Raw genomic sequence first — 18,643 nt, 5'->3', positions numbered from 1 at the left:
CCCGGGTGGACGTACGGTGACCGGCTCACCCGCCCCCGGGTGAGCCGATGCCTGCGGTACTCGCTGTCGCGGGCACCCGACCCGTGTCCGCAGGAGTGCCTCCGGACACGGGCTGTTCCACCGGGGGTCCGGCGGCGCGGTCGCTTCAGCGCGACAACTGCTCTGCGAGATCGGTCGCCGAGTCGAGGAGGCTGACCAGCGCGTCGGGGTGCGGTTCGAGGTCGCGTACCGCGGTGCGGGGCAGTCCGCAGTGCAGCACGCACAGTTGGTCGCGAACGAGGTGGAGGGAGCCGTCGACGGCGGCCGCGGCCTGTTCGAGCATGTGGGTGGCGGTGTCGTCGTAGCCGAGCATGGCCGCCGTCTCGCGTGCCCATCGCCTGCGGCCGTGCCGCGACGCACCGGAGGGTTTCGACGGGGCGGGCAACTGGCCGCCGACGCTGAGCCTGATCAGCAGGAGGTGGTGGTTGGCGGGTTCGTCGTGTTCGAGAAAGGCGACGACGGTAAATCGTCCGCTGCGCCGGTGGCCGTGGCAGGCCAGCAGCACCTCGTCCATACGGCGCTGCGGCCAGGACGCCACCAGCGAGGCCGGATCGCCGACGTCGTGCAGTTCGCCGGCCCCGTGCGCGACGGCCCACTGCCTGAGCGCCGATTCGAGAGCGGCCACAGCGGCGCGGTCCCGCTTACCGCCGGTCAGCATGCCGTAGACCGTCAGGCCGATGCCCACCACACCGATGACGCAGCCGACGAAGATGCCCATGCCCAAGGCCCGCCCCCGATCACGTCGTGGCCGGCACGGCCCGGTGACCGCCATCGGACGCGATCCCCGATCCGCTTCGACTCCCCGACTCTCTGCGTCACATGATGCCCGCGTGATCCCGCCGATGCCGTACATGCCCGGCGGCGCAGCCGCGGCACTCCTGCAGGTGCTCGCGCTACTTGCGGGCAGCCGACGAGCACGAGTCCGCCGCGCGGCATCCGGCACGATGTCTCGAACGGGCCGGCCGTTGTCTGCACTTGGTCGATTCGGCGGACGAGCGTGCGCGCATGCTGCACGATGCACCTGACACGACACGTCCAGGGGGAACCATGCGCATGCGTACCGTGGCCGCGGTCGCCGGTCTGCTTCTAACCATCGGCGCCTGCTCCAGCGACGACGGGGGCTCCGGCGAAGCACAGACCGCCTGCAAGGAGGCAACCGCCGAGAACCTCGGCATCGCCGAGAACGCCGAGACCGCCCGCAAGCTCGTCGACCAGACGGTGCTGCCGCCGGCGTGCGAGGGCCTCGACACCGACACCATCCGGGACATCGTCGACGACGTCATTGAGGAAGAGTTCGACTAGACCACGGCCGAGCGGGGCCTCGATCGCGGCGCCGCGGTGCCGGACCGCCGCGACGGCGAACAGCCGCTCGCCCGTGGGCTGCCTTCACGGCGGTGTTCTGATTCTCACTCAGGGACCAGGTCGCCCACGCCGTGTCTGAGCTGAGCCCTCTTCGGAGGCCGGGGACTCTGCCGGATGCGGCACCATCGTGGACTGACCGACACTCCCGAAGGAGTGAAGGGCGGCGCGGCGCAGCTGCCAGAGTCCGTGCTGGCGCTATGCAGGGTTCATGAAATCGATCAAGAGACTGTTCGCCCATGGGGTGGTCGGCGCACTGGCCTGGTCCTCGCGCTGTTGCTCTTGCCCGCAGGCTCTGCGGTAGCAGCACAGGGCGAGGTGGTGAAAGCTCCGCTGTCGGAGCTGATTACTGGCTTGCCCGTTGAGAAGGAGGGCCCCCGCGCCGGCTACCACCGTCGTGAGTTCAAGCACTGGGTCGACTCGGATCGCGACGGCTGCGACACGCGGGCCGAAGTGCTGCTCAGAGACGCCGTCACGGCCCCGGAGATCACCGGCCGGTGCACCATCGCGAAGGACACCGGCACCTGGTACTCCTGGTATGACGACACCACGCAGACCAGCAAGCTCGACGTCGATATCGACCATATGGTGGCGTTGGGTGAAGCCTGGGACTCCGGAGCACGGACGTGGACTGCGGCCGAGCGGGAGGCTTACGCCAACGATCTTGACGACCCGCGTGCCCTCCTCGCGGTCCACGACAAGTCGAATCAGTCGAAGGTGGACCGCGACCCCGCCGAGTGGATGCCGCCTGCCGTAGCGGCGCCCTGCCGCTACATCACGGACTGGGTCGTGGTTAAGGTCCGCTGGGGCCTGTCTGCGGACGGCCGGGAGCACGCTGCTATTCAGCGAATCGCCGCGGGCTGCGACGACCCAGAGATCACCGTCGTCCTCGCTCGATCGACACGTGTCGAGCCGTCACCACGCCAGTCAGAGTTCACGCCGGCGGCATAGCCACTGCCGATACACCCCGTCGTCTGGCCCTCGGTCAAGGCGACGGGGTTCTTCGCTGTACATGCCGACGCGTTCGCGGCGCGGCCAGCCGGGCGACGGGACTGCCGAGCGGGCTCCCCCGAATCATGATCCGCTCTGCATGAGAGGTGACCCGGCCGCGCCGGGAGGCCCGCGTCCGACCTCGATGGGTCCGAGCCAGCCAAGAGCGCACCAGAGATCGCGTCCGCTGACGTAGCCAAGCACCTGGGCCGATCTGCTCCACGTAGTGCCGGCCCATCCCTCCTGGATGATGGACCCACCTGACTGCCTCAGAACCTGCGTCTGCGGGCCCGACCGCGGAAACCCACCTGCCGGGCGCCTGCCCGTTGAACACCCCGTCGGATCGCCGGCCAGACGATCGGCCGAATCGCCTCCGGTGCCGCCCGGAACGGAGGACGATTCGGCTATGGCCAGCAACGTCGACGCCGGTACGCCTCCCTACGACTCTGCCGACAGGAAGTTGACGGCCTTCGTGCGCCTGGGCGCCGAAGTAGCCGGCGTCGTTGGCCGGTCGGGCTGGGCCCACCCCACGCAGTTCCATCTCCTGCTGACGCACGGTCGCCTCTTCACGTACGAGCGTCGGCCGGCCGAGGTCCGGAAGCTGCCCGATCGGGAGTGCTACGACAACGCGGCAAGGACCGCCCGTGCTCACCGCGACCGCGGCCTGATCTACGCCGAGGGATTCGCCACGACGCATGGCTTTCCTCTTCCCCACGCCTGGTGTGTGGACCCGGACGGAGGCGTCGTAGATCCCACCTGGGACCAGCCTGATCCGACGACGGCATATCTGGGCGTCGCCCTGGCCGATGCCCAACTGTGGCCGCGAGAAGGCGAAGCCGTCCTCGGCGACCCCAGCCGCTTCCTTCCCCTCCTTCGCGAGGGACTTCCAATGTCTGCGCGCTCCGATGCAGGTCGCCCACTGATATCCGCCAGTACCAATGAACTGGTCTAGTCCAACGGCGCCTTGGGGTTCGACGGTGAGCGGCCGCCTGAAGAACCATGGGCCACGAACCGCCCGCTGGATGCGCCTCCTGCTCGCGCTCCCCGCCGTTCAGCCTGCCACCCGCGGTTGCACAGCCGGCATGGATCAGCGCTTGGCCGCGACCGCGCAGAAGGCGTTCACGGCGTCGGGCACCGCCCAGCGGCCCTCTTCGGGGCGCCACTGCGACACCGACACCAGCCCGGGCTCCAGCACCTCAAGGCCGGTGAGGAACCGGGTCATCTGCCCGCGGTCACGCAGCCGGTAGGGATCCCCGTCCTCGGCCCGCGTCTTCTCTGCGGCGTCCGCGGCCTCGCGGTTGATCGCGTTGGTGCCGTCCTCGAAGACCAGGTAACTCCCCGGTGCCAGCGCCGCGACCAGCCGGTCCCGGATGGCGTACGCCTCCTCGTCGTCCCAGACGGACCCCAGGATGCCCAGCATCATCAGCCCGACAGGCCGCGTAAAGTCCAGCGTGCGGGAGGCCGCGTCGAGAATCGCCTCCGGGTCGCGGGCGTCGCAGTCCACGTACGCGCACGCCCCTTCGCGCGTGGAAGCGAGCAGGGCGCGGGCGTGCGCGAGGACGAGGGGGTCGTTGTTGGCTTTGGATGCGAGAACCGGTTCTGGCTCAACTTCCCTGAAGCGGTAGCTCTCCGTCATGCGAGGAGGACCCGCTTGCGGAGCAGATGGAAGCCGGCTCGGCCGAACATCTGCCTCTTGAGCATCTTGATTCGGTTGACGTGTCCTTCGACGACGCCGGAGTTCCAGGGCAGGGTGAGGCCGGCGATGACGGCGTCGCGGTCTCGGTCGATGCCGGAGGCGAGGGTGTGGAGGCTGGGCAGGTCGTCCTGGCGGACGGCATCGAGCCACTGCGGGAGCCGTTCGCCCTGGCGCTCGGTGAGCATCTGGGCGAAGGCCCGGACGTGGCCGGTGAGGGCTTCGAGTTCGGGACACTCGGCCAGCACAGCCTTGAGCCGGAGCTGTTCGAGCTCGGTGAGCGTCTCCGGTCTGCTGAGAATCCATCGGGTCACCACCCGGGGTGCTGGGGGTCGTGCGGTGACCGGGCGGGGTGAGGTGCGCTTCTTCCTCATGTAGGCGCTGACGATGCCGTAGCTGCCCCGGTAGCCGAGCAGGACGATCTCCTCCCAGAGCTTCCAGGCGTTGGTGCAGCCTTCGTCCCAGCGTTCATCGAGGTAGGGCTTGTACTCGTCCAGGGCGGAGGTCCGGTTGTACTGCCACTGGCCGCGGAAGAGGTCTTCCGGCTTCGCGGCGTCGGCGAGGCTCTTGACGGAGCAGCGGGTCATGTGGAGTTGGCGGCCGATCGAGCGGCGGCTGTGGCCGGCTTCCAGCATTGCGTGGACGGTGGCGTGCCTGGCCCGGATACGGTTGGCGAACCGCTGGCTTCGCCACGGCGAGTCCGGTGTCTCCTCGGGCGGCGTGGGCTCCTCGGCCTTCTTGCCGACCGGCTCGGGGACCAGGACGCGCAGGCACTGGCGGTGGCGGGCGACGGCTCGCTCGGCGGCCTCGCCGAGGTTGTTCCACAGATGCCACCTGTCGGCGACCTGGACCGCTTGGGGCGCCCCGGCCGGGAGCGCGGTCCCGGCTACGACCTCGATGCCGGGTCGCTTGGCGAGCCACCTGGCCAGGCTGGATGCCTCCCGATTGGGTAGGAGGTCCACAGGCCGTCGGGTCTCGACGTCGACCAGGATCGTGCCGTATACGCGGCCCTTGCGCGTGGCGTACTCATCGACACCGACCACCCGAGGGGCTGGAGGTTGCGGCTCGGGCAGTGCGTCGACCAGCCGCAGCCCTGTGCTTCGGCTGACGGGCACCCCGAAGACCCGGGCCATCCGTGCCCCGGCCCGGCCGGCCAGCGCCAGGCCGACCGAGGCCAGCGTCGAACGCAACCGCTCGGTCCACCGGCCATGCCGACGGGTCAGCCCCGGCACCTGCTCGACGAACGTCCGCCGTCCGCACGAAGCGTTCGGACAGAAGAACCGACGGACAAGCAAGCTCAGCACCACCCGCCGCCCCGCGGTGGGCACGTCGGCCGGAAACCGCAGGTAGGAGCTGTGCACCCGCCCTGACCAGGCTCCGCAGTCCGGACAAGTAGAGCCGGCCGTCGTCCGGCGGGCCTCAACGCGTATCGCCTCGTTGTTCACGTCCACAGACAGCACCGCCACGTCCGCGATCGACGAGAACAGCAGTTCCTCCAGCCGGAGCACCGTCTCTTCCACGGCGCCGAACTGTTGGCCACACCGAGATCACCACTGATCATTTTCAGGCAACTTCCCGGAGGCCCATCCCAGCGTCAGCCGTCACTCACCGTCACGCTTCACGGAAGTTGAGCCAGAACCGGGAGTCGTGAACAAGGCCACGTTGTTGTCCTTTGTCATCCAATCGAGGCGTTTGACAGCGAACCCAGTCGTTTCGGCCTTTCTGGCAGTGAATTTAGTCGGAGGGGTGATCACACTGGGGGTGTCTGAACCTCCTCCATCCGGCCAGGGTGTTCAGCTGCCGGTCGGCCTCGGCGTCGGCCTCCCGCAATACGGTGCGCCGGGCCTTCGGCCCCCGAGCGGCCTCAGCACGAGCAGATTCGTTGACATCCACCCCAGTCGACCCAGGTCACCTGGCTCCGCACAACTAACTGTCAAAGGATACGAACTACTGTCCTTTGACAGCAGTTGGTTGCTCAGCTCGCGCTGACCTGCGTCGACTGAATTGGATGGCAAATCACGGTCTGGCCCAGCGACTGCCCACCTGTCACCGCAACACGCAGAACCAATACCAACCTGGCCGGGCCCTATTGGTGGTCCCTTCACGAACCGATACCGCGTCCCCCATGCCGTCCCCCATAATCCGGACAGGAAACGGGACTTCATGAGGGGGCACGACGTATGCGGTTGCACATTGATGTTCGTGAGGGAGACTGGGCCAGTGTCACCCACAGTCCGTACGGCGCATGCTACTCACGGGCCCTGGACGCGCTGATCAGCTCGGGGGAATTCGACGCCGGTGCCGGTGCCGGACGATGGCTGAAGCTGGATCGGCGCGCACGTAAGGGGAGTTTCGAGATCGTCGTGCCCGACGCCGACGTGTGGGGCATGACTGTGCACCAGCTCCAGTCCCTGTGCTTGAGCGAGGCCCGTCGTCTCCGAGTCGCGCGGCCGAAGCAATCCGAGGCCGTTCGGACCTTCCGACCGCTGTACCGGCACGGTGACGTCCTGCAGGAGTGGCTCGCCGACTCTGCGACGGACGAACATCTGCCCGGGCACCTCACTCTGGCCGAGGCCGGGTTGACCGACGGCGACCTGCTGGCCCTGTGCATCATGCACCCGGCCGAGGCCAGCTACATGATGGCCGGGCCCCCAAACCCGGCCGCACTGCTGCAATGGCTCCAACTGGCCGAGAACGCCAATGCCCCCGCAGGAGGCCCCCGCCTGTGGGGCGTGCTGCTCTACACCGACGCAGACGTTGAGCTCGCGACATACGTGCGCACCCACTTCGACGACCTGAACGTGCTGTCCGGACCCGCCACCCGGGTCTTCGTCGTGGAACGGCGGACCGACTGGTCCACCGCCAAGAAGTACTGGCGGCGACATCTGGAGCCCGAGCTGTACCGCGTCATGTCCACTCTGCGCTGGCTACGCTGGACACCGTACGACCCGCAGGGCGCCTACGAGATCGCCTCGCTGCTCGGTCTCGGCCCCGAACTCCTCCCCTGCCTGGTCGTCTTCCATTCCCCGCAGGGTCCGCTCCATGAAGGCGAGAAGATCGTCTTTCGGATCGAGCACACCTCGACGGCCTACTTCCGGTCCCTCTTCGGCGGGATCGACAGGGTCCTGCGTCCGGTCACGGACTCCATGCGGACGCCGGAAGCCGAAGAGGAGCGCCGCTCGCTGGCGCGGTACGGGCCCACCTCCGACTATTACACCTACCACGCGGCGCCCTTCGAGACCGAGGTACACGCCCCAGCGCCCGATGCCCTCCAGAACCTCCTCGCCCCGGGCCGTGCCGCCGACGCGGCTGCGTTCGCCGCCGTCCGCGAGGCCGAGCAGGCGATCAAGTCAGCGTTGCGGTCCGTGGTTCCGTCCGCGGCAGGGCTCGCCGTGCACAACAGTCAAGTCGTCGTAGTCTCAAGGACCTCAGGAGCCGAAGTGACGGAAAATTTCTACTTCCAGGGCGAAAACACCACATTCATCAACCGCCCGCAGGACACGGTGATCCGGGACTTCCAGAACACCTACGGCACGATCCAGCACGCCGACGATCTCATCCGGCTGCTGCAACTCGTGCTGGCGAGCCGGGACATGGCCGCTGCCAACCGGAACGCCGCGGCCAGCGAGATCCACGACCTCGCCCGCATCGGTGCGGACCCGGAGCCGGACCTGCCAGCCGCCAGGACCCGTATCGAACGGCTGCGCGCCCTGCTGTCTTCCGGCGCGGACATCGCCCAGCCCGCCCTGGCGATCCTCGCCTCCCTGACGGCGTTCTTCTCCGGCTAGGGGCTCGCCCGCGGTCAGCTCCCTGCGGGCGCTAGTAGGGGTCGCGCACCGAGCCGTGCTCACTGGCGTCGAAGACCACCGCCGGAACGCCAGTGGCAACGTGGAGTGCCCAGCGGACCTCCTCCAGACTGAGGGCAGCGAGCTACCCGCGAACGCGAGCACGGCGCGCGATGCCTTTCACCCGCAAGGCACCCCGGTACGTCACCTCGTACGACTAGGTTTCGCTGTCAAGGAAGCCCGAAACGACTGCGTTCGATGTCAAACGACTCGATTGGATGACAGGGAACAGTTGTCGACGTAGACGATCCGGCAGGCCGGCTCGACACTCTGGTCGACCTCGTGGGTGTTGTTCGCGGTGGGCAGGCCGGTGCCGATGTCGAGGAACTGGCGTAACCCCGCCTCCTGCACCAGCAGCCGCACCGCCCGGCCGAGGAAGGCCCTGGAGTGCCGCGCGACGTCGACTATCGTCGGATAGACCTCTCGGACCTGGTCACCGACAACGCGGTCCGCCTCGTAATTGTCCTTGCCACCCAGCCAGTAGTTCCACATCCGAGCCGAATGCGCCACAGTCGGATCGATCTTCATCACAGCATCACTACGGTCTCCCACGAGGGCCGTCCTTGGTATGCGGGGAACGGGTCAGCCGACAACGTAGCCGCAGCCCTTCTCCCGCCCCAGCGAGGGCCCAGGTAGATACCCCTCGCTCACCGCAGCGCTCCCGCCGAAGGGCCCTCGAAGGTGTAGAGCCCACCACCCAGTCCCCACCGCGAGGACCTTGCCGATGGGCACAGCGCGAACCGAGGCTCCGTCCCGTATCGCGGACGTGCTCAGCGCCCGGTTCTCCCCGGTGAAGACTCGCGGGTACGTGGACGGGCACCCGGAGCCGGAAGTTCGCCGGCGGCAGACAAGAAAGATCGCGAACCGACTGGCCAAGCTGGGCGAGGGCATGTCAACATCGACGACCTTGTGTGAAACTCCCAGGTCAGAGAGGTGATTTCTCGTGACCGCGGCTCCCATGCGCAACGGTCGCTCCAGCGGCTTCCACGCCGTGCGGCGGAAGCGGGGGTACCCGGAGATGACCGTCGGTGATCTCATCGACATGCTGTCCGCCTGCGACCGGGGCGCCCCGGTCCGTCAGGCGATGAACCCGTTCTTCCCGATGGCCCATCGCCTCGCGCAGGTGGTGCCGTCCGTCGACGAGATGGGCCTGCCCGTGGTCTACCTCGCCGAAGGGCGCGACGAGGACAGCCAGCTCGGGCATCTGCCGCCCGAGGTGGCGGTCGCCCTGGCTTGGCAGAGCCCCGTCCAGCCGCGCCCGCGCCCTTCCCGCGGCACCGCCGGCAGTTGAACGCAGCCGACCCCCCCCATTCTGGAGGCGCCCCTGTATTCCGGCTTCCCGCTCGACCCGTCCGATTCGACCGGTGCACAGCGCGCCTACTGGGTCGGTCCTCGTCATCTGGCCGGTGACGACGGCCGCCTCTACGACACCGTCGCCGACGCGCTCGGCGGCCTGGGCTGGACGAGCCTGACGATTGTCCGCGGCCGGCAGGAGCCGGACGAGGAGCCGGAGGACCGCCAGGTCATCCGCAGCACCGTCCTGCACATCAGCCCCGATGGCTTGTGCTGGGCCCAGTGGATGCTGGCCGACGAGCCGTTCCAGCTGGGGGATCTGCCGATCGCCTGGCAGGTCTCCGCCCGTACGGACACCAGCAGCCCGGCCGACTGGTCGGCCTACTTCACGCCCGATGTGCCCGGCGAGGCGGTGGCCGACTTCCTCACCGCCCTCGACGCACGCCCCCACCCCGCAGTGCCGCACGTTCGCCCCGAGCTGGTCCTCGACGCCGTCACCGCCCACGGGTGGCGCCGCGACGCCGACCATTCGGCGGGGGCGACGGATCCCACGTTCATCTCGCACGTCAGCCTGGGTGAGGTACCGCCCCTCATCCAGGACGCCGACCCGCGCACCCTGACCACAGGATCTGGTGAGGCGGCCCCCGGTGGATGGCAGGCATGGGCCCAGCCCGCACCGGGCGCGCCGTGCCTGTGGGCGGTGTCGTTCTCCGCGTCCGTCCCGCACGACCTCGTGGCCGCGTTCGCCGCCTCCCTCAGCTCGACGGCGTCGGTCCTGCGCCGGGTGGTGCCCGAGGTGACCCGCGAGCGGCTCCTGTGGACGCCCGCCGGCTAGGACACGGGGTCTGGCTCGCCGTCTGGAAACGCTCTTCGTTCTCCGCTGGGAGGTGGTTTGTTGCTGGTCGCCGGGTGCGACTGGTCGGATCGGTGGCTCGACTTCGCTGTCCTAGACCGGTCTGGGAAGGTCGTCGGGGAAACGCGCATCGTCTACGCCGAGAGCCCGGACCCCGTCGCCCACTTCCGGGAGTTCCTTGCGCCGCTGTCGCGCCGGTGGCGTGCCACGGTGACCGGCATCGAGGACGTGAACCTGGTGTTCGCCCGGGCGCTGGCGGCGTCGGGAATGGAGGTCGTGCAGGTGGACCCCGCTCGTGCCGCCCGCCACCGCGCGGCCCTGGGGACCGCCAAATCTGACCGCGTCGACGCGCGGCTGATCGCCTCGATGACCCTGGCGGGGGAGGGCCGTTCACTTGTGGCCTCCTCGCCGGAGGCACAGGCACTTCGGATCGTGGCGCACGCCCACCGCGCGGCCGTGGCCCACCGCGTCGAAGTCCTGCACGCCCTGCGGGCGGCGTTGATGCGGATCTGGCCGGCCGCCGTATCGGCATGGCCGACCGGCAGCGGAGGGCTGCGCAGCGGCCAGGCACGAGCCGTCCTGGCCGCCCTGCTGAGCGCGGCAGGCAGGCACCGCAGTGTGGAAGGCGAAGCCGAGAGACTCCATATGATCTTCAGCCGCCCCGCGATGCTCCTCGACTCCCGTGTCGAAGACGCCGAGGCCGTGCACATCCGGCACCTGGTCACCGCGCTGGACCAGGCCGCCGCGCGAACCGACGCCCTGCAGTGCCCCCGGTGTCCCGACCTGCCCGAGCCGCTCATCTGCCTCGGCCACCCAGCCGGGACCACACCCGCCAGCGACTTGCCCGCCGCGCTCCTTGCCCTTGACGCGGAGCGCGGCCCCGCCGAAGACGCCCGCCGCCGCGCCGACGGCACCGGGCTCACCGACACCCAGACCGCCGCCCTGCTGCGCGCCCTGGCCGAGGAGAACGACCGATGACACCCTGTGTCAGCCTGAGGCCCTGCGTCAACCTCAGGTCGCTTTGACGAGCGGTGACGGGACCCTACTGCGACATCTGCCAGGGCCCCCCGGCCGCCCCGACGCCTTGACGACGGAGTCAGCCCGGCCAGGTAAAAGTGCTGAAACCGACTGACTTCATCGTCGAAGGACAGCTGTGAACAACCGCTGTCGGAAGTCGTGAACCCGCCCAAGCACTGCTAGAAATCGCTTGTTGAACGCGCCGGATCCGAGGGCCGTACGGGGGTGCGGGACGCATGCGACACAAGGCGTGGGTCTCGTGCTTCGTCCATTCGACACAAGGAGATGCTGTATGCGCACGCATGCACGTATGGCCAAGGCTCTCGGGGCGGCGCTGGCGACGGCGGGCTTGCTGCTGGCCGGGTCCCCGGCGGCGGATGCCGCCGACACCACCGCACCGAAGCCGCCGCCGATCAACCTGCTCGACGCGACCGTGGCGGGATGCCAGGCGCCCTGCGCGCCGGATGAGTCCGGCGTGGTCAGCCTGAAGTTCGAACGCCCGGTCCGTCCGGACAGCATTCCGGCCGGCGCGTTCAAGCACATCCGGATCGAGGCCGACGGTGTGGGCGTCCACTACTGGTCGTGGAACGACACCGGCGACCCCTGGGTGTACAACGTCCGGGTCTGCGCGAGTGAGGACTTCGGCTCCGGCGGCTGCTCGTACCAGTACCAGTTGGACAAGGTCCGAGGCGCAGAGAAGTTCACCGTCCGGATCGGCTACATGTACAACTGCAGCGACGACCCGATCAGCCCGACGTGTGAAAGCTCGCAGATGTCCGACCCGAGCAACGCCCTGGTGCCGCGGCAGCTGTAGCCGCCATCCGTCAACCTGGATTGAACGGACAGATAGGCGAGCACCGCAGGCTATGCCGCCAGGCCCGGGAGAACCCCGCCCTGCACGAGACCTGGTGGGAGCAGACCGCAGCGTTGTTCGACGAGCACCGGTCGGCACCATGACCGGCCGCGCGGCACCACCGCGGAGAGGACCGTGCGACCAGGGCACGCACTTCCCGTCCCCGCCGCCTGGGGTCTACAGGCGAGCAAGGCTCCCGACTGCCCAGAACCCCCGACAAAGCCCGGTCTCCCGTTCGCGGGAGGCCGGGCTTTACTCATGCCCTCGCAGTGTTCGTCGCCCCCGCAGCGGCCTGCAGCTCCCGCAACGATGCGGCACACATCGCAGGGGCCGTCCCTGGGTCCCGCTGGTCATCCGGACGGACAGCGCCCATGGTCTGTCGGCAGACCCGCGCGCCAAGCTGATCAACGCGGGGCGGCGGGTGATGGCCGACGGTACGTCGCCGGCTCGCCCAGCCGTGGCCGAACGGGTCCCGGTCGTCTTCATGCCGTCGCTGTCCGGTGCCACTTCGCCCATTCTTTATGCCACTGGCAAGTTCCGAACGATCGGAGCGTCGGGAAGGCCGATCAATATTCGACAGATAGGAACGCGCATAGAGCGTCTTGATGTCGCCCTCTTGCGCTGTCGGTCGAGATCTGGTGAGAAACGGAGACTTTCCGGTCGACGGCGTAGGACGGTCAGATATGCCACCTAGGGTTTGATCAGACGGTTGATCCTTGCCAGTCCTCTCCTCCGGTCGGGGGAAGGAGGTGAGAGATGAGGCAAGGAGAACCGCCGGACTATGCGTACTGGAGCCTGCTGATCGCAACGGGCCAGCTCTACCTGGACCTGATCGGTTGGCTCAGCCGCTAGTCCGGCGGCACCGTTTGCGGGTCGGCCCTTCGGGGCCGGCCCGTCCCGTGGGGCTGCGCCTCCACGCCACTTGCAGGTGGAGTTGAAGCGCAACTTGCAGTCAGGCTACAGGTTGCATTGCAGTTCTAGAGCTTCAATTGCGAACCTGATCAGTGTCGCGACAGAATGCGCGTGCGGCTGGCAGGCTCCCAGTGTCATCACGTGATTGGTGCTCTCTCACGAGTGCCGCTTTCACGGTGGATCCTCGGTAGGCGCAGGCAGGCATCGTCAGGAGAGCGGGCTGCGGTGACGCCGAGGGCGGTGGCGATGCGCACGGGCGTGGAACGCCCTGTTGATGCTGGGCGGTGGCGGTTCGGGCCTTCGGGCCCGGTGGGGTCGTAGGGGCGGGTGTCAGTGCCCGAGGTGGCGCAGGCAGTCCTCGAACGTCGCGTGCGTGGCGTCCGCGGGACCGGCGTGCCGGTTGTACCAGGCGGTGTCCAGGCGGGTCTCGTGGTGCTGGTGTCCCGCCCGGCACCGGAGCCAGATCTGATCGCGGGTGGACAGGATCAGCCAGTCCCGGTACGCGCCGCACCCGGTGCAGGTCACCAGCTCGCCGTCGAGGGCGAGCGGTTGCGGCCAGGGCATCATCCGGCCGTCGAGTTGGTCGTGGCTGGGCACCCGCAGCTCCGGCGGGAGGAAGTCGTCCCCAGCCGGTGCCGGTGCCGGCGCGGCGTTCTGCAGTTCCGCGCGCATCCGCTCGACCTCCGGCGGTACCTGCCCGTCCATCTGCATCGCCCGTTCGAAGAACCGGCGCTCGGCCTCGCTCGGCTCGGCGGCCCGGCGGCGTATCCGGTGAAACACCCTGTCGTCCTCCCCTTCCTCGTAGATCGTGTCGGGTCCTGTGGTGGTGTCTTGGGCTCGAAGGTCTGCAGTCCGCGGGGGTGGTGCCGGTGGCCGTCGAGCCTTCGCTTCGGCGGCTGCTCACTATGACCCGGTGGTTCCGTTGCCGGAGCGCGCCGTACGTGCTGCTCGACGCGGAGACGGCCTTGGCGTGGGTGGCGAGTTCCGCGTGGCGCTCGGGGCGCGCTCTGGGGTTTCCAGGGGCAGGTTGGCGGTGCGGCGCAGCCGCCAGACGAGGACGTCGCTGACGGACTCCGCGGTGTCCAGTTCACGGCGTCGGGCGGCCCGGGCCAGCAGGGCGGTCGGGTCGTGGCCGGCGCGTTGGGCGTCGGCGAGGGTCGCCGCGAGGGCGTACCAGCCGGGTTCGCTGAGGATCTGCTCGGCCAGTTCCGGCAGGGCCTCGCGGAGCTGGGCGGCGTGGCGCTGCTGCTGCGGTTGGGGAAGGCGCCGTCCGCGCTGTGCCAGTGTCGCCAGCGGTGCAGGGGCGGCTGCCCGGTAGGCGGAGCGCAGGTGTGCGGCGGCTTGGCGGGCGGCGGCGGCCTGCTGTGCGTGGCCTTTCTTCGCGTGCCAGTGCGCGGTGGTGGTGATGAGGAAGAACAGCATGTCGATGGCCATGGCGGTGGTGGCGCCGTCTTCGCCGTAGCCGAGTGCGGGACCGCCGTGGACGAGGTCGCGCGCTGCCTTGCGCAGGGCGCGGTCGTGTCCGCGTACGGCGCGGATGTGGGAGCGCGAAGCCCGTTCGAAGGCGGTCGCCGCGTCCCGGAGTTCGCGGCGGGTGTGGGCGGCGGACGTCTTCGCCAGCGCGTCGAGGACTTCGCCGGCTGCGGCGATGTCGGCAGCGGCAACCCGGTCGTCGCCGTGCTCGACGACGAGCACGGCCCGCCAGGCAGCCGATGCCACCTGGCGTCGGGCGGTCGCCGGAGCCCCCGTCCTTGCGCCTGCGGCGTCTTGCGGGCGGGGACCACGCTCGCCCTCTCGCAGGGTGCCGCCTGTGAAGCGCTCCCGGACGCGGGGCAGCGAGAGGTCCGGGGCAAGGCGCGCGCCCGGATAGAACACCGGCTGACCGTCCTTGTTCCGGTCCTCGGGCAGCGCGACCTTGTATCCGAGGAGGTCGCCGGAGGGAGCGGCGCGCTTGCGGATGAGGAGACCGGCGTCGGCGAGCCGGTCGAAGAACTCGTCTTCGCTGGTCGCGCCGGCCACCGCCTGCCGTACCGTCTCGCGCAGTTCTTCGCGGGCGGTACGTTCGCGGCCCTGCCGTTTTGCCTTGTGGCGTTCGGCGCTGGTGGGCCGCTGTGCTGCGGTGCCGTCGCCGGGGGCGACCTGGCGCAGGCCGAGATCCTTCTCGATGAGGCGGGCTTCGGCCTGTGCTCGTGTGCCGGAGCGGTAGTCGTCGGGGCGGTGGCCGTCTTCGGTGACGAGGGTGGCGACGATGTGGATGTGGTCGTCCGCGTGCCGTATCGCGGCCCAGCGGCAGCCGGGCTGTCCGCCGCCGGGGTCGATGCCGGTGGCGGCGACGATCCGGCGGGCGATGACGGCCCAGTCCTCGTCAGACAAGACCCGGTCCCTGGGGTCAGCGCGCACGGAGGTGTGCCACACGTGCTTGGCCGGGCGGGCGTGCCGGGCGACGGCCATCACCGGCTGGTCGAGGAGTTGCTGGAGGTTCTTGAGGGTGGCGTTCGGGTCGCGGCCGGGGTCGGGGGACATGCCGTCGAAGGAGGCCACGAGGTGCGGGTCGGTGTGCTCCTCGGCCTTGCCGGGGCCGTAGAGGTAGGCGAGGAGTCCGATGGTCCGCGAACCGGACTCGTTGACGCTGGGGATCACGAGCTGCGGCGGTCGATGAGCAGTGCGGCGGCTTCGCGGGTGGTGTCGGCGGCTCGTCGTACGGCGGCGATGGCCGCTTCGATCTGGGGGGCGTCTGCTTGGGAGTTGAGTGCCTTGGCGGCTTGGTTGAGGTTGCTGCCGGCCCAGCCGAGGCGGCGTCGGCAGTCGAACAGGGCTGTGATCACTTCGCGTTCGTCGGCGATCTCGGCGCTGGTGCGCTCAAGGTCGCGGGCGGCGGCGAGCGCTGCGCGGGCGAGGAACCCGGCGACCGACAGGTTGCACCGGGCGGCGGCGGACTTGATCAGGGTGAACTCGTCGTCGTTGAAGCGGGTGTTGGGCTGGTGCAGGCGCTTCTTCTCGGGCGGCTGACGCGGGCGCTGACGCGCACGGGCGGCGCGCTGGCGGCGGGCGCGGCGGTCGGTGGGCTTCTCCTTCTTCCCCGGCTTCGATCCGCCCTCGGTCGAAGCCTGCTGGACCTGCGCCCCCCGGTGCAGGTCCTGGCCCGCCCCCTCGGGGGCGGGTTCGGCGGAAGCGTAGCTTCCGCCCCAACTTGCTCGCCCCGGGACCGAGTTGATGTCGGCGGCACGTTGGGGGGTGTTCCCGTTCGGCGCTGGAGTTGGCATCAGCCGCATTCCGGGCAGCGGGCGAGGTGGCTGGTGAGGGCGCGGGCCATCCGCGCCTTCGTCGATGCGGCCTGTGTCGCGCTGCATCTCGCCGCCGGGCGGCCCTCGTGCCGGACGGAGTGGGCCTTCAAGTAGCCGATTTCCCGCTCGTACACCGCTTGGAGGGCGGTGAAGCCGGCGCAGGTCCTGATCATGTGGTGGTGCCCTTCGTCGTCGTGGCGTGGTCGTCGCTGCGTAGTTCGCGCAGGACGAGGCTGAGTTGGGAGTTCCGGCCGCCTTGGAGCCCTTCGCGGCGGAGGATCTCGCGGAGCTGGACGCGGGTGATCGCCGCGTTGCCGTCGCGGGCGAGCACGGCGGGGACGTGGGGGCGCACCTGCTGGACGAGCTGGTCCACCGGAAGCGGCGGGTCCTGCTGCCGAGGGGTGCGGGACCGGCTGCTGTGCTTGCCCTTGCTCTTCTTCGCGTTCGCCTTCTTGCGCCGCGCGGTCCCCGGTCCCCGGTCCCGGCTCGGTCCCCGGAGGGGGTTGGGCTCGGTCCCCGGGTGGTTGTCCGTGGGTGCGGGGACCGGTCCCCGGTCCGGCGTGATCGCGGTCCCCGGTTCACGGTCTTCTGGTTCCGTGCCGGTCCCCGGGTGGTGTTGTGCGTCGGCGGGGACCGGTCCCCGTGGCGGTTTCGGTCCGCGGTCCCCGGCTTCGGCCGGGGTGTGGGGACCGGGTGCTGGTACCGGCAAGCTGGGGACCGTCGACGGGTTGACCTGGTCTTCCACGGATGTGGGGACCGGTCCCCGGTCCGGCGTGAGCGCGGTCCCCGGTTCATGGCCTTGTCGTTCTGTGCCGGCCCTCGGGTGGTGTTGTGCGGGTGCGGGGACCGGTCCCCGCAGCCGGTTCGGTCCCCCGTCCCCGGCGGCGGGGACCGCCTGCTCGGGGACCGACTGGTCGGGGAACGTCGGTGCGGGGACCGCAGTGCCGAGGCTACCGATGGTGGGCGGGGTCCAGGGGGAGGGGAGGGGGATGGTGGCGAGGGTGATTGCGTGGCGGCGTGCGGCGAGTTGGTTGAGCAGGCGTGCGCGCTGCTGGGGGTCGGTGCCGACCTCGGCTTTGCCGAGGGCTTTCGACAGCCGGCGGGTCAGGCGCCGGCCGCGGCGGCTGTGCTGCTGCTCGGTCGTCTGGCCGGCGAGTCGGGCGGCGAGGGCGACGGCTCGGTCGGTGGCCCGGTCCCGGGTGATCTGTGCGGCGTCGCGGTCGCGGGCGGCGATGCCCAGGCGGGACAGGAGGCGTTCGCGGGCTTCGCGCCCGAGGGTGGCGATCAGGGAGCGGGAGGCGGCGCCGGGGGTGCGCAGGCGCAGTTCGATGCCCATGGCCAGGTGCCACAGCACCGCGGCCATGATGGGGCCGACGAAGGCGCGGACGGTGCCGCCGACCGGGCCGCTTTCGGCGTAGGCGGGGATCACCTGGACCCCGCTGATGATCCAGACCAGGGTGCCGGGCAGGCCAGGGGCGCCCTGGGTGGTCAGGTTCTGGCGGGCCATCAGCGCGGTCGCGAAGAGCGCCAGCTCGGCCGCGGCGAACATCGCGGCGCGTTCGGCGGTGCCGGCCATGTCGAGGTAGTCGGCGGCGAACCGCCACGAGGTGTCGGCGCTGTAGGCGGTGCAGCCCAGGGCGGCCAGGGCGGCGACCGTGACCGCCGCACTGCCGCGACCGTCCCGTGGCCGGGCGCCGTGTCGCTGGAGGGCCCGGACGGTGAGCACGATGGCGAAGGCGGCGAGCAGTGCGGTGGCGAGGAGGAGGTCCGGTTCCGGAGTGGTGACGGGGGGCAGGACCGCGGTCATAGGGCCTTTCCAGCAGGGGTGGATGCGGTGGTCGACGCGGCGGTTCGGGGTATCGGCTGCCGTGTACGGGGCCTGCTCGGGGCGGGAGCGTCCGGGGACGGACTGGTCGTCCTTCGCTTCCTTTTCGGCTGGGGGACGCCGTAGGTCCGGTCGCGGTCGAAGACCTTCAAGGCGGCTTGGCGGAGCAGGTCTCGGGCGTGCCGGTGGCCGATCTGCAGGGCGGCGGCGAGCCTGTCGGGCCGCCAGCCACGCAGGTAGGCGTGGTCGATGACGAGCTGCCGCTCGGCTTCGGTGAGGTGGACGTCGCGTCCGTCGAAGAACGCGCGCACGCGCCGGTAGTCCAGGCGCCGGTGCAGCCCTTCGTGCCACGGGCGCCGCTCGGCTTCGGTCAGCCCGCCCCAGATGCCTTCCTTGAGGCCGTTCTCCAAGGCGTAGTTCAGGCAGTCGCCGCGCACCGGGCACAGGGCGCACAGCTCCTTCGCCTCGGCGATGGCGATGTGGTCCCGCGGCGGCGGGAAGAACACCTCGTCGGCCTCCGCCGGGTGAAGGCCGTAGCACGCGCCGCGGCTGTGCCAGCTCGTGTCGGCGATGCCGCGCAGGCCGGTGGCCGGCGCCTCGTGGGTGGTGATGTATCGCACGAACGGTCTCCGATGGGCTGCGCGCTGGGCGGACGCGACGTCGGGCACCGCTGCCGAACA

The 18,643-nt window shown here is 69.9% G+C and carries 17 protein-coding genes and 1 pseudogene; 8 read left to right on the top strand and 10 right to left on the bottom strand.

Annotation, left to right across the window (positions count from 1 at the left end; all coding sequences use genetic code 11):
* Positions 1 to 145 precede the first annotated feature (145 nt).
* On the bottom strand, positions 146 to 757 hold the full coding sequence (locus LG396_RS10565) for a hypothetical protein (protein ID WP_225794530.1): 612 nt from the start codon (positions 755 to 757) through the stop codon (positions 146 to 148).
* A 329-nt stretch (positions 758 to 1,086) separates the two neighbouring features.
* Here LG396_RS10565 and LG396_RS10560 point away from each other — a divergent pair, with 329 nt between their 5' ends.
* The 3 genes from LG396_RS10560 to LG396_RS10550 all read left to right on the top strand — a co-directional run bounded on the left by LG396_RS10560 (position 1,087) and on the right by LG396_RS10550 (position 3,340).
* The gene (locus LG396_RS10560; protein WP_225794529.1) at positions 1,087 to 1,341 is read left to right on the top strand and encodes a hypothetical protein; all 255 of its coding nucleotides are present in this window, start codon (positions 1,087 to 1,089) and stop codon (positions 1,339 to 1,341) included.
* A gap of 174 nt (positions 1,342 to 1,515) precedes the next feature.
* On the top strand, positions 1,516 to 2,349 hold the full coding sequence (locus LG396_RS10555) for an HNH endonuclease family protein (protein ID WP_225794528.1): 834 nt from the start codon (positions 1,516 to 1,518) through the stop codon (positions 2,347 to 2,349).
* Between the two features lie 445 nt (positions 2,350 to 2,794).
* A complete protein-coding gene (locus LG396_RS10550) occupies positions 2,795 to 3,340 on the top strand; it encodes a hypothetical protein (protein WP_225794527.1) in 546 nt (181 codons plus the stop codon).
* A 135-nt stretch (positions 3,341 to 3,475) separates the two neighbouring features.
* Here LG396_RS10550 and LG396_RS10545 read toward each other — a convergent pair whose 3' ends face one another.
* On the bottom strand, positions 3,476 to 4,024 hold the full coding sequence (locus LG396_RS10545) for an SAM-dependent methyltransferase (RefSeq protein ID WP_225794526.1): 549 nt from the start codon (positions 4,022 to 4,024) through the stop codon (positions 3,476 to 3,478).
* On the bottom strand, positions 4,021 to 5,601 hold the full coding sequence (locus LG396_RS10540; protein ID WP_225794525.1) for an ISL3 family transposase: 1,581 nt from the start codon (positions 5,599 to 5,601) through the stop codon (positions 4,021 to 4,023). The genes LG396_RS10545 and LG396_RS10540 overlap by 4 nt, the downstream gene beginning before the upstream one ends.
* A 660-nt stretch (positions 5,602 to 6,261) precedes the next feature.
* On the opposite strand from LG396_RS10540, the gene LG396_RS10535 reads away from it, so the two are divergent.
* Positions 6,262 to 7,869, top strand: a complete 1,608-nt coding sequence (locus LG396_RS10535; RefSeq protein ID WP_225794524.1) for a hypothetical protein — start codon at positions 6,262 to 6,264, stop codon at positions 7,867 to 7,869.
* A 288-nt stretch (positions 7,870 to 8,157) separates the two neighbouring features.
* On the opposite strand, the pseudogene LG396_RS10525 reads toward LG396_RS10535, so the two are convergent.
* A pseudogene (locus LG396_RS10525) lies at positions 8,158 to 8,454 on the bottom strand (SAM-dependent methyltransferase); the annotation flags it as partial.
* A gap of 490 nt (positions 8,455 to 8,944) precedes the next feature.
* Between LG396_RS10525 and LG396_RS10520 the strand changes: the two are divergent.
* The 4 genes from LG396_RS10520 (at position 8,945) to LG396_RS10505 (ending at position 11,903) form a co-directional block, all read left to right on the top strand.
* The gene (locus LG396_RS10520) at positions 8,945 to 9,217 is read left to right on the top strand and encodes a hypothetical protein (RefSeq protein WP_225794587.1); all 273 of its coding nucleotides are present in this window, start codon (positions 8,945 to 8,947) and stop codon (positions 9,215 to 9,217) included.
* A 21-nt stretch (positions 9,218 to 9,238) separates the two neighbouring features.
* On the top strand, positions 9,239 to 10,054 hold the full coding sequence (locus LG396_RS10515; protein ID WP_225794586.1) for an SPDY domain-containing protein: 816 nt from the start codon (positions 9,239 to 9,241) through the stop codon (positions 10,052 to 10,054).
* A gap of 60 nt (positions 10,055 to 10,114) precedes the next feature.
* Entirely contained in the window at positions 10,115 to 11,050 is a 936-nt protein-coding gene (locus tag LG396_RS10510) for an IS110 family transposase (RefSeq protein ID WP_225794523.1), read from the top strand.
* Positions 11,051 to 11,381: 331 nt separating this feature from the next.
* Entirely contained in the window at positions 11,382 to 11,903 is a 522-nt protein-coding gene (locus LG396_RS10505; protein WP_225794522.1) for a hypothetical protein, read from the top strand.
* A 1,281-nt stretch (positions 11,904 to 13,184) separates the two neighbouring features.
* Here LG396_RS10505 and LG396_RS10500 read toward each other — a convergent pair.
* The 6 genes from LG396_RS10500 to LG396_RS10475 all read right to left on the bottom strand — a co-directional run bounded on the left by LG396_RS10500 (position 13,185) and on the right by LG396_RS10475 (position 18,583).
* A complete protein-coding gene (locus tag LG396_RS10500; RefSeq protein ID WP_225794521.1) occupies positions 13,185 to 13,634 on the bottom strand; it encodes a hypothetical protein in 450 nt (149 codons plus the stop codon).
* Positions 13,635 to 13,757: 123 nt separating this feature from the next.
* Positions 13,758 to 15,494, bottom strand: a complete 1,737-nt coding sequence (locus LG396_RS10495) for a relaxase/mobilization nuclease domain-containing protein (protein ID WP_225794520.1) — start codon at positions 15,492 to 15,494, stop codon at positions 13,758 to 13,760.
* Positions 15,491 to 16,117, bottom strand: coding sequence for a plasmid mobilization protein (locus LG396_RS10490; protein ID WP_225794519.1), 627 nt, complete (start codon positions 16,115 to 16,117; stop codon positions 15,491 to 15,493). Before LG396_RS10490 ends, LG396_RS10495 begins: the two co-directional genes overlap by 4 nt.
* On the bottom strand, positions 16,117 to 16,311 hold the full coding sequence (locus LG396_RS10485; RefSeq protein WP_263978913.1) for a hypothetical protein: 195 nt from the start codon (positions 16,309 to 16,311) through the stop codon (positions 16,117 to 16,119). The genes LG396_RS10490 and LG396_RS10485 overlap by 1 nt, the downstream gene beginning before the upstream one ends.
* On the bottom strand, positions 16,308 to 17,945 hold the full coding sequence (locus LG396_RS10480; RefSeq protein WP_225794518.1) for a hypothetical protein: 1,638 nt from the start codon (positions 17,943 to 17,945) through the stop codon (positions 16,308 to 16,310). Before LG396_RS10480 ends, LG396_RS10485 begins: the two co-directional genes overlap by 4 nt.
* Positions 17,942 to 18,583: a WhiB family transcriptional regulator gene (locus LG396_RS10475; protein ID WP_225794517.1), complete on the bottom strand. Its 642-nt coding sequence runs from the start codon at positions 18,581 to 18,583 to the stop codon at positions 17,942 to 17,944. The genes LG396_RS10480 and LG396_RS10475 overlap by 4 nt, the downstream gene beginning before the upstream one ends.
* Positions 18,584 to 18,643 lie beyond the last annotated feature (60 nt).

This window comes from Streptomyces aculeolatus, assembly GCF_020400605.1.
GTDB classification, from domain to species: domain Bacteria; phylum Actinomycetota; class Actinomycetes; order Streptomycetales; family Streptomycetaceae; genus Streptomyces; species Streptomyces aculeolatus.
The sequence above is the reverse complement of the archived record's forward strand: the minus strand, read 5'-3'. Positions and strand labels throughout refer to the sequence as shown.

What these genes read in the sequence shown, in the direction of transcription:
- LG396_RS10565 (WP_225794530.1), bottom strand. Translation starts at nt 757, where the DNA reads ATGGGCATCTTCGTCGGCTGCGTCATCGGTGTGGTGGGCATCGGCCTG.
- LG396_RS10560 (WP_225794529.1), top strand. Translation starts at nt 1,087, where the DNA reads ATGCGCATGCGTACCGTGGCCGCGGTCGCCGGTCTGCTTCTAACCATC.
- LG396_RS10555 (WP_225794528.1), top strand. Translation starts at nt 1,516, where the DNA reads ATGCGGCACCATCGTGGACTGACCGACACTCCCGAAGGAGTGAAGGGC.
- LG396_RS10550 (WP_225794527.1), top strand. Translation starts at nt 2,795, where the DNA reads ATGGCCAGCAACGTCGACGCCGGTACGCCTCCCTACGACTCTGCCGAC.
- LG396_RS10545 (WP_225794526.1), bottom strand. Translation starts at nt 4,024, where the DNA reads ATGACGGAGAGCTACCGCTTCAGGGAAGTTGAGCCAGAACCGGTTCTC.
- LG396_RS10535 (WP_225794524.1), top strand. Translation starts at nt 6,262, where the DNA reads ATGCGGTTGCACATTGATGTTCGTGAGGGAGACTGGGCCAGTGTCACC.
- LG396_RS10520 (WP_225794587.1), top strand. Translation starts at nt 8,945, where the DNA reads ATGACCGTCGGTGATCTCATCGACATGCTGTCCGCCTGCGACCGGGGC.
- LG396_RS10505 (WP_225794522.1), top strand. Translation starts at nt 11,382, where the DNA reads ATGCGCACGCATGCACGTATGGCCAAGGCTCTCGGGGCGGCGCTGGCG.
- LG396_RS10490 (WP_225794519.1), bottom strand. Translation starts at nt 16,117, where the DNA reads ATGCCAACTCCAGCGCCGAACGGGAACACCCCCCAACGTGCCGCCGAC.
- LG396_RS10485 (WP_263978913.1), bottom strand. Translation starts at nt 16,311, where the DNA reads ATGATCAGGACCTGCGCCGGCTTCACCGCCCTCCAAGCGGTGTACGAG.
- LG396_RS10480 (WP_225794518.1), bottom strand. Translation starts at nt 17,945, where the DNA reads ATGACCGCGGTCCTGCCCCCCGTCACCACTCCGGAACCGGACCTCCTC.